The sequence below is a fragment of the Frigidibacter albus genome (genome assembly GCF_009908165.1).
GTDB lineage: Bacteria > Pseudomonadota > Alphaproteobacteria > Rhodobacterales > Rhodobacteraceae > Frigidibacter > Frigidibacter albus.
In genome coordinates this window covers 55,254-64,965 of the sequence record NZ_JAAAUC010000015.1, presented here as the reverse complement: position 1 = coordinate 64,965, position 9,712 = coordinate 55,254, and the positions used below count along the sequence as shown (strand labels likewise).

Below are 9,712 nucleotides of genomic sequence, written 5' to 3'. Positions count from 1 at the left end.
GCTTGCGATCGCTGTATTGCTGCTCTGACGGCGTGCGTGGTCGTGGCGCTCCCGTGACGAACTTGTCCCATAGTGCTTCCTTCCATTCCTTCGAAAGGATCGCACCATCAAACCATGGGATCAAACACCTAGGCCATGGACGCGCTCCAGATACTCGCCAAAGGCGCGGGTGTAGCCGTCGGTCGCCCCGCCCGCCGCATAGGGCGTGATGAGGGTGACGGCTTTCGTTGGATAGTCCTGTGCCAGGGCAGGCCCGCAGGCCAGAGCCGCGATCACGGCGACGCCCTTGATGACACCTTTGATGACACCTTTGATGATCATGTTTCTTCCTCCCACATCGCGGCCAAGCCGCGATTGAAGGATAACCTAGTTATGGTGGTGTGCGTAAATATCTTTTATTGCTGCCTGAGCGTATCTCTTGACGCACATATCTGACCTAGTAACCTTACGTCGCGTTCCCTTCATGAGTTGGGCATGACCCCGCATGCCGAGGCGGAGACCGGCATTCGCCACGACGTGCAGGCCTTCCTGCACGGCAATTGGCGGCCGACCGAGGATCCCGCGCGGATCGCCCAGTTCCGGCGGCGGGCGGGGGCGGCGGGCTATCTCTATCGTTCGATACCAACAGCTTACGGCGGTTCTGGACAAGTGTTCGACTTGACCCGCGGCGCCATCATCCGGCAGGAGTTCACCCGCGCCCGCGCCCCGGTGGAACTTGGCTGCAATGGCGTGGCCATGCTGGTGCCCACGCTTCTGGAGCACGGGACCGAAGACCAGAAACAGCGCATCATCCGACCCACGATCGAAGGCGAGATCGACTGGGCGCAGGGCTATTTCGAACCACAGGCGGGCAGCGATCTGGCCTCGCTCCGCACCCGGGCCGAGCGGCGGGGCGGCGAATGGGTCATCAACGGCCACAAGATCTGGAGTTCCCACGCCGACCGCTGCCGGTTCATGTTCCTGCTGGCGCGCAGCGTGCCGGGGTCGCGGCGGCAGGAAGGAATCACCTATCTGCTGCTGGACCTGCACCAGCCGGGGGTGGAAATCCGCCCGATCCGGGCCATCAATGGCGAGCGGCGGTTCTGCGAGGTGTTTCTGACCGATGCCCGCACCCCCGCGGACTGGACCGTGGGGCCGGAAGGCGATGGCTGGCGCGTGTCGAAATCCACGCTGAAACACGAACGTGTCTCCATCGGCGACATTGACCGCATTCCCTTCGACCAGCTGCTCTCGCTGGCGCGGCGTCAGGTGATCGACGGTCGCCCGGCGATCCAGCACCCCCGCATGCGCGAGCGGCTGGCCGCCATCGACGGAGCGCGGCAGGCGCTGCGCCATTCGCAATCGCGCCAGCTGGCAATGCGGACCGCCGGGCAGGAACCGGGGCTGTTCGACCTGGTGTCGAAACTGTTCCTGACGGGCATCCTGCAGGACGTGTCGGCCCTTGCGCGTGAGCTGATGGGCGATGCCGCGCTGCTGGAACCCGGTCCCGGCGCGGGGGCCGAGCGGTGGAACAACCAGTTCATGGGCTCGCTGGGCACCGCCATCGCCGGGAGTGCCTCGAACATCCAGCGCAACATCATCGCCGAACGCGGGCTGGGCCTGACGCGCGATACCGACTGAACGGGAGGAACCATCATGACAGACCAGACCAGACCGGAGCCGCTGGTCCTGACACGTGTGACCGAGGACGGGGGTGGGCATCCTCACCCTGAACCGCCCCGAGGCGCACAACGCCGTGTCCGACGAGATGCGCGAGGCGATCGGGGCAGCCTTGGAGGCCTTCGCGGGGGACGTGGCCGTCCGCTGCGTGCTGATGCGGGGAGAGGGCAAATCCTTCTGCGCCGGGCGCGACACGCGGCAATTGGGTCAGAGGCGGGAGGGGTGGGCGCATCACGATTACATCGCCTTTTCGTAATCCGTCCGGCGCAGGCAGGTGGACATGCCGAAACCGCTGGTCGCCGCGCTGAAGGGCCATGTCATCGGCGGCGGCGCCGAAATGGCGCTTGCCGCCGACATGCGCATCGCTGCCGATGATCTGTGCTTCGGCCTGCCCGAGGTGAAATACGGCCTGGCGCTGGACACCGGCGGGTCAGCCTTTCTGACGCAGCTTGCCGGTCCCGCGCGGGCCAAATGGCTAATGATGGCGGGCGAGCCGATCTCGGCCCGGACCGCGCTGGACTGGCGGATCGTGGACTGGACCTGCGCGCCGGACGATCTGGACGCGCAGGCGATGGATCTGTGCCGCAAGCTGGCCGGGGTGCCGCCGCAGGCCGCCGCCGCGCAGAAGGCGCTGGTCAATGCGCTGACCGATCCCGACCTTCATGCCGCGATGACGCGCGAGAATGACATGCAGTCGCGCCTGTTCGACGGGCCGGAATATCAGGCGATCAGCGCCGCCCTCCGGGTCGCGCGCGGTTGAGGGGGATCACCATGGATTTCCACCTGATCCGGTTCGAGATTGCCGACCACATCGCTACCATCACCCTGAACCGGCCCGAGAAGATGAACGCGCTGACCCCCGCCATGCCGGCCGAGATCATCCGCGCCTTCGACCTGACCGATGACGATGACAGCGTGCGCGCCGTCATGGTCACCGGCGCGGGCCGGGCCTTCTGCGCAGGGGCGGATCTGTCGAGCGGCAAGGATGTGTTCGACAAATCCACCCGCCCCGGCAACCCGCAGCGCGCCGATGGCAGGTTCGACTACACGCTGGAAACCGCGCGTGATGGCGGAGGGACGCTGGCCCTGCGCATCTTCCGCAGCCTCAAGCCGGTGATCGCGGCGATCAACGGCCCGGCGGTGGGCATCGGCTCGGCCATGACACTGCCGATGGACATCCGCATCGCCAGCGACACTGCCCGGATGGGCTTCGTCTACGGCAAGTTCGGCATCGTGTTCGAGGGCTGTTCCTCCTATTTCCTGCCCCGTGCCGTCGGCATGGCCAAGGCGCTGGAATGGGCGATGACCGCCCGCAACGTGCCCGCCCCCGAACTGGCCGAGGCGGGGATGTTCAATCATCTGGTCCGCCCGGAAGAGCTGATGCCGAAGGCCCGCGCCATCGCGGCGGAAATCGCGGCCAGCATCGCGCCGGTCTCGGCCGCCGTCATGCGGCAGATGATCTGGCGGGGTCAGGCCATGCGCCACCCGATGGAGGCGCATCGGGTGGAAAGCTGGGGCATCACCAACCGAGGGATGAGCGCCGACACCCAGGAGGGCGCCGCCGCCTTTCGCGAAAAGCGGCCGCCGGCGTTTCCGGGCAAGGTTTCCACCGACATGCCCGACTACTACCCTTGGTGGGACGAGCCGGAGTATCGCGGCCCGCCCCTGTAGCCGCTACTGCGTCTTGGCGGCGCCCTCGCCCGGGATCACCCCCCGGGCGTTGCGGCCCGCCTCGCCCGGGGGCGGCACGATCGGGTCCGACCACTCCGGCAAGGCGGCATCGCGCCGCCAGTCGGCCAGCCACAGGGGCTGCCCGGGCTCGACGACGTAGGCTGAGAAATCGCGCACCCCTGCCTCATGCAGGGCCTCGTCATCCAGGGAGAACCGCCCTGTCACCTCGACCGCCGGGCGGCGGAAGATCGAGACGGCGGCATCGCCCATGATCTCGGGCTTGCGGCAATGGCGCAGCGCCTCGTCGCCGCGGCGGAACTCGATGGCGGCGGTCGCGATCCCGGCGCGTGGCCACAAGCCGGTGACGGCGACACCCTGGTCGCGGAACTCCTCGGCCATGCCGATCACCTGCATCGCGATGCCGTATTTCGCCATCGACTGGTGCAGCGACCGCCCCAGCCGCGCGGGATCCAAGTTCGGCCGAGGGGCCAGCATCATCAGATGCGGCGCGGGCGCGCGCAGCAGATGCGGCAGGCAGCATTTCGAGACCAGGAACGCGCCGCGCACGATGATGTCATGCACCAGATCGAAGCGCTTCATGTCGGTGTCCAGCACACCCGCCTGATCAATAGCGCTGGCGTTGTTCACGCAGATGTCGATGCCGCCGAAAGTCTCCACCGTGCGGGCCACGGCTTCGGCCACCGCCGCATCGTCGCGCACATCGGCGATGACCGGCAGCGCGCGCCCGCCCGCCGCCTCGATCGCCTCGGCGGCCTCCTGCACGGTGCCGGGCAGATAGCGGTGCGGGGTGTCGGTCTTGCCCAGAAGGGCGACATTCGCCCCCTCACGCGCGGCGGCAAGTGCTATGGCGCGCCCGATCCCGCGGGTGGCCCCGGTGATGAACATGGTGCGACCGCTCAGTGACTTCGCCATGGAACTCCCCCTCTTGAGGCGTTCAGCGCCCCTGGAACACCGGCTTTCGCTTCTCGCGGAAGGCGGTGACGGCCTCCTTGTGATCCTCGCTATTGGCCGCCATCCGCTGGGTGATGGTCTCCGCCTCCAGCACCTCATGGAAATTGGCCTGTTCGGCCAGCGCCAGATTGCGCTTGATGTAGCGGTAGGCGATCGTCGGGCCACCCGCCAGCCGCCGGGCCAGCGCGCCAACCTCGGCATCCAGTTCAGCGGCCGGAACGGCGCGGGTCACAAGCTGCATGGCGGCGGCCTCGGCCGCGGTCAGCTTGGGGGAGAGCAGCAGAAGCTCGCGCGCCCGAGCCGGACCCACGATCAGCGGGAGATAATAGCTGATTCCGCAATCGCCGGAATAGCCGACATCGACAAAGCCGGTGATGATCTTCGTGTCCTCGGCCGCGATGCGGAAATCGCAGGCCAGCGCCAGGGATAGCCCTGCCCCCACGACCGAGCCCTGAAGCCGCGCGATGGTGGGCTTGCCCATGACATGCAGGCGATAGAAGGCCTGGCCATAGCGCGACAACCGGTCGCTGCGCATCTCAGCGGTGGGCCAGCCCTCTTCGCGCGACTGCTTGGCGTTGATCGGGAAATCGGGATCGGCCACGCCCTTGCTGTTTAGATCGCCGCCGCCGCAAAAGGCGACGCCCGCGCCCGCGATGACGACACAGCGGACATCCGGGTCGTCGCCCGCATCCTCGATGGCGCGGGTCAGGCGCAGGAACAGCGGCTGGTTCAGCGCGTTGCGCACCTCGGGGCGGTTCAGGGTGATGGTCATCACGCCATCGACCAACTCGGTCAGCAGAACGTCGCTCATTTCGATTTCCCGTCCAGAAATCCCTGTGAAAGCCGGTGGCGGTCGGGGCTGTCCAGCAATTCGCGCAGGGCAGCCCGTTCCATGACCATCGCCTGGGGCAAGGGCATGTCGGGGCCGTCCACCATCAGCCTCTTGACCGCGAGGATGCAGGCAGACGGCATCGACGCGATCTCACGCGCGAGTTCGATGGCGCGGACCAGCGCCTGCCCCGGCTCCACCAGATCGGACAGCAGACCCCAGTCCGCGGCGGTGGCGGCGTCGATGGGGGCGGCGGTCATGACGAAACGCATCGCCCGCGCCTTGCCCGCGGCCCGGATCATCCGCTGCGTCCCGCCCGCGCCGGGCAGGAAGCCACGCTTGACCTCGGGCAGGCGCAAAGTGGCGTTGCGGCCAGCCACCACCATGTCGGCGGCCAGAGCGATCTCGCAGCCCACGCCCACCGCATGGCCCTCGACCGCCGCGATCAGCGGTTTGGGGAAGCTGTTCAGCGCCGTCCACATCTCGACCGAGCCGGTGTTGACCGTGCCGCCGGGCTGGTTCAGCGCCTTCAGATCGGCGCCCGCGCTGAAGATGTCCGGCCCGCCGGTCAGGATCACGACCGATACGGCTGGATGTTCGGCGGCCTCTTCCAGCGCCCTGCGCAGGGCGGCCCGCAACGGCGGGTTCACCGCGTTGCGCACCTCGGGCCGGTTCAGGCGCAAGACCAGGATCGCCGGATCCGGCCGTTCCAGGATCAGCGGTTCATCCATGCACGTGTCTCCTCAGACGCCCCGGAACACCGGCTTGCGCTTTTCCATCATCGCCATGACCGCCTCTTTCTGGTCCTCGGTCCCAGTGGTGCGGGCCATGTTGACGATCTCGATATCCATCGCCGCCTCCGGCGTTTCGGTCAGGGCTGAGTTCAAGTTCTGCTTCATCGCCCGCAGGGTGACGGGCGGACCATCGGCCAATTGTCGGGCAAGGGCTGCGGCCTGTGCCTCGAGTTCGGTATCCTCTACCAGACGGGTCACAAGGCCCAACCGGTCAACCGCCGTGGCGTCCAGTTTCGGGTTCAGCATCAGGATCTCGCGCGCCTTGGCGGTGCCCAGATGCTGGGTCAGGAACCAGGCCGCGCCATAGTCGCCCGAGAAGCCTGCCGAGATGAAGCCGGTCAGGAAGGTTGCCGTGTTGCTGACCACGCGGAAATCGCAGGCCAGCGACATCGCGAAACCGGCACCCACGCAGGGGCCGCGCACGGCGGCGATCGTCGGTTTCCTCATTCGGAACAGATGCAGTGACGCGTCCGAGAAGCTGCGCACCCGGTCGAATCGTTCTTCCAGCGCGTTGTAGCGCGGATCGGTTTTGGGGCGGTCGCCGGCACGGTCGTCCTTGCGGCCCTCGCGCATGTCGCCGCCGGAACAGAAGCCGCGCCCGGCGCCGGTCAGCACCACGACGCGCACCGCGGGATCGGTCGCCGCCGCGCGCAGGGTTTCCTCCAGCCCGCGCATCAGCGGAATGGTCAGCGCGTTCAGCCGGTCGGGCCGATTCATGGTGACGGTCAGCACACCGTCGTCATTTTGGGTCAGAAGAACTTCGTCGGTCATGATGTGGCGAACAGCTTGCGGACTTCGGGAAGCGAGACTTTCATCGAGATCGTGCGGGGCAGCTTCTCGACGATGCGGAACTTGGCGGGCACCTGATAGGAGGTCAGGTTCTCGCGGGCGAAGGCGGTCAGCCCGGCCTCGGTCACCTCGGCGCCGGGTTGCAGCTCGACCGCGCAGACCGGGACCTCGCCCAGCCTTTCGTCGGGGATGCCGACGACCAAGGCATCAGCCACGCCGGGCGCGCTGCGGATCACTTCGGCGACCTGCGTCGCAAGGATCTTGAACCCGCCCCGGATGATCGCGTCATCCGAACGGCCATGCACATACAGGAACCCATCGGCATCGAGACTGGCGATGTCGGTGGTGCGGGTCCAGCCGGGTTTCAGGCCAAGGCTGGTGGCATCAACCTCCAGCAACCCGCGTTCCCCGGTGGGCAGGGGCGCGAATGTCTCCTGGTCGACGATGCGGAACTTGGTGCCACGCCGGGCGCGACCGGCGCTGCCCAGCTTCGCGCGGCCCCATTTCTTGTGCTCCTCATAGGTCCAGCTTGCGACCACGCCCAGAAACTCGGTCGCGCCATAGTTGCACAGCACGGGCGCGCCGAAACGGTCCTCGAACTCGCGCTGCGCATCGGGTGACAGCGCGGCCGAACCCGAGCGCACCGCGATGACCGAGGACATCTCCTCGCGCGTCAGGTCGCTTTGCAGGACCGTCCGCAGGATCGCGGGCAGAAGGCTGATGAAGCGGGGCCGGTGGCGGGTCAGCGCGCGGCGGAACTCGGCTATGTCGAAGCGTTCGAACAGCATCACCGGACGCCCTTCGTAGAAGGACATCAAGAGTTGCAGGATGCCCGCCGTATGCGGCAACGGCGCGAACAGGAAGTTGGGCGAGCGTTGCAGGCGAATCTCCTTTCCGCCTTCGCTGCGCACACCATCCACCAGAGCGCTTTCCACTGTGGCCCGGGTGATCAGGATGCGCTTGGGCGCCCCGGTAGTCCCGGAGGTCTGGATCTCGATCTGCGTGGCGGGATCGGCGGCGCGGAACGGGCCCGCGCCTGCGGCCGACAGTTCGGGATACAGGGCGACCTTCGGCTGTGCGGCCAGATCGACCACCAGCACACGGCTGCCCGCCGCCTTGGCCCCGGCGACCAGAGCGGGGGTCCAGTCCTCGCCGCGGGCGACCACGGCGGCCAGTTTCAGCTGCTCGATCTCGGCGGCGAGTTTGCCTTCGGGCTGCATCGGGTTCAGCAGCACGATGGAATGGCCCGACAACAGCAGGCCGACCACCGCCAGCGCCGAGGCGGGGCGGTTCTTCAGAACCACCCCCACCGACAATTCGGTGCCAACCCCGGCCGCCGACAATGCGGCGGCCAAGTCTTCGGAGACTGCGGCCAGATCGCTCCAGCTTGCCGTCTCGTCCCGGAACTCGATCGCCCAGACCGAGGGGTCCAGCGCCATGATCCGACGCAGACGGTCAAGATAGTGGACAGTCTCGATGGTTTCGGTCGCGCTCATTCCTGGAAAGCCTCTTCACGTTTGGAGCGGATGGCCGGCAGCGACACCGCCACGATACAGAACACCGCAATGGCCAGAAGCGTGCCACTGATCGGCCGCTCGACGAAGACCATAGGATCCCCGCGCGACAGCAGCATGGCGCGACGCAGATACTCTTCCATCATCGGGCCCAGAACCATGCCCAGAAGGAACGGCGCCGGTTCGCATCCAAGGCGGCGGAAGGCGAAGCCCACGAAGCCGAAGATGACCATGATGTAGACGTCGAAGCTGGAGAAGTTCAGCGTGAACACCCCGATGGCGCAGAACGTCATGATCGCGGGGAAGAGAAACTTGTAGGGGATGGTCAGCAGCTTCACCCAGATGCCGATCAGCGGCAGGTTCAGGATGACCAGCATCAGGTTGCCGATCCACATCGACACGATGAGACCCCAGAACAGCTCGGGCTGTTCGCGGATCACGCCCGGGCCGGGCTGGATGCCCTGGATCAGCATCGCCCCCGCCATCAACGCCATGATCGCGTTCGACGGGATGCCCAGCGTCAGCATCGGGATGAACGAGGTCTGCGCGCCAGCATTGTTGGCGCTTTCGGGCGCCGCGACGCCCTCGATCGCGCCGGTGCCGAACTTCTCGGGGTTCTTCGAGATCCGCTTCTCGATCGCATAGGCCGCGAAGGAGGACAACATCGCGCCGCCGCCCGGCAGGATGCCCAGGATCGAGCCGAGCGCGGTGCCGCGTACGACAGGCATGGCGATCTGCTTCATCTCGGCCTTGCTGGGTATCATGTTCGACATCTTGGCCTTGTAGGCCGTGCGCTCGGGTTCGGGCGAGGCGAGGTTCTGGATGATCTCGCCCAGACCGAAGATGCCCATGGCCACGGCCACGATGGACACGCCGTCCAGCAGTTCATTAACGCCGAAGGTCATCCGGTAGGCGCCCGAGGTGATGTCGATCCCGATGATGCCGACGATCAGCCCCAGGATGATCATCGCCAGCGCCTTCAGCAGCGGCCCCTGCGCCAGGGCGACCGAGGCGATCAGACCCAGCACCATCAACGAGAAGTAGTCCGCCGCGTGGAATTCCAGCGCGAAGCGCGCCAGGATCGGCGCCGCCACGGCGATCAGCAGCGTGGCCACGCAGCCCGCGAAGAACGACCCCAGCGCGGCAGTGGCCAGCGCCACCCCTGCCCGGCCCTGACGGGCCATCTGGTAGCCGTCGAGCACCGTCACCACCGCCGAGGATTCCCCCGGTAGGTTGACAAGAATCGCGGTTGTCGATCCGCCGTATTGGGCGCCGTAATAGATGCCTGCCAGCATGATGAGCGCGGTGGACGGATCAAGGGTGAAGGTCACCGGCAGCAGCATGGCGATGGTCGCCGCCGGCCCAAGGCCCGGAAGCACGCCGATCAGGGTGCCCAGAAGCACGCCCATGAAGCAGTAGAACAGGTTCGTCAGCGTCAGCACTTCGCCGAAGCCGATCCCGAGGTTGCTCAGAAATTCCATGGA

The 9,712-nt window shown here is 66.8% G+C and carries 9 protein-coding genes and 1 pseudogene; 3 read left to right on the top strand and 7 right to left on the bottom strand.

What is annotated here, in order from left to right; all coding sequences use genetic code 11:
* Positions 1–120 precede the first annotated feature (120 nt).
* Positions 121–321 (bottom strand): hypothetical protein, encoded by a 201-nt coding sequence (locus tag GVY41_RS18515; RefSeq protein WP_161348498.1) that lies wholly within the window; start codon positions 319–321, stop codon positions 121–123.
* A 153-nt stretch (positions 322–474) separates the two neighbouring features.
* On the opposite strand from GVY41_RS18515, the gene GVY41_RS18510 reads away from it, so the two are divergent.
* From GVY41_RS18510 to GVY41_RS18495, 3 genes and pseudogenes are all read left to right on the top strand, one after another.
* Positions 475–1,620, top strand: a complete 1,146-nt coding sequence (locus tag GVY41_RS18510) for an acyl-CoA dehydrogenase family protein (protein WP_161348497.1) — start codon at positions 475–477, stop codon at positions 1,618–1,620.
* Positions 1,621–1,693: 73 nt separating this feature from the next.
* Positions 1,694–2,419 (top strand): annotated as a pseudogene (locus GVY41_RS18500) (enoyl-CoA hydratase/isomerase family protein).
* 11 nt (positions 2,420–2,430) lie between these two features.
* Complete coding sequence (locus GVY41_RS18495) at positions 2,431–3,330, top strand: enoyl-CoA hydratase-related protein (RefSeq protein WP_161348494.1); 900 nt, start codon at positions 2,431–2,433, stop codon at positions 3,328–3,330.
* Between the two features lie 3 nt (positions 3,331–3,333).
* Here the strand turns inward: GVY41_RS18495 and GVY41_RS18490 are convergent, their stop codons facing one another.
* Genes GVY41_RS18490 through GVY41_RS18465 form a run of 6 tightly spaced genes read right to left on the bottom strand, consistent with a single transcriptional unit; the run spans position 3,334 to position 9,709 of the window.
* Complete coding sequence (locus GVY41_RS18490; RefSeq protein WP_161348493.1) at positions 3,334–4,263, bottom strand: SDR family oxidoreductase; 930 nt, start codon at positions 4,261–4,263, stop codon at positions 3,334–3,336.
* Between the two features lie 22 nt (positions 4,264–4,285).
* Positions 4,286–5,113 (bottom strand): enoyl-CoA hydratase, encoded by an 828-nt coding sequence (locus GVY41_RS18485; RefSeq protein ID WP_161348492.1) that lies wholly within the window; start codon positions 5,111–5,113, stop codon positions 4,286–4,288.
* Positions 5,110–5,862 carry an enoyl-CoA hydratase-related protein gene (locus tag GVY41_RS18480; protein WP_161348491.1) on the bottom strand — a complete coding sequence of 251 codons (753 nt, stop codon included), beginning with the start codon at positions 5,860–5,862 and terminating at the stop codon, positions 5,110–5,112. Before GVY41_RS18480 ends, GVY41_RS18485 begins: the two co-directional genes overlap by 4 nt.
* Before the next feature lie 12 nt (positions 5,863–5,874).
* On the bottom strand, positions 5,875–6,696 hold the full coding sequence (locus GVY41_RS18475) for an enoyl-CoA hydratase (RefSeq protein WP_161348490.1): 822 nt from the start codon (positions 6,694–6,696) through the stop codon (positions 5,875–5,877).
* A complete protein-coding gene (locus GVY41_RS18470; RefSeq protein WP_161348489.1) occupies positions 6,693–8,210 on the bottom strand; it encodes a class I adenylate-forming enzyme family protein in 1,518 nt (505 codons plus the stop codon). The genes GVY41_RS18475 and GVY41_RS18470 overlap by 4 nt, the downstream gene beginning before the upstream one ends.
* A complete protein-coding gene (locus tag GVY41_RS18465; RefSeq protein WP_161348488.1) occupies positions 8,207–9,709 on the bottom strand; it encodes a tripartite tricarboxylate transporter permease in 1,503 nt (500 codons plus the stop codon). Before GVY41_RS18465 ends, GVY41_RS18470 begins: the two co-directional genes overlap by 4 nt.
* Between the last annotated feature and the right edge of the window lie 3 nt (positions 9,710–9,712).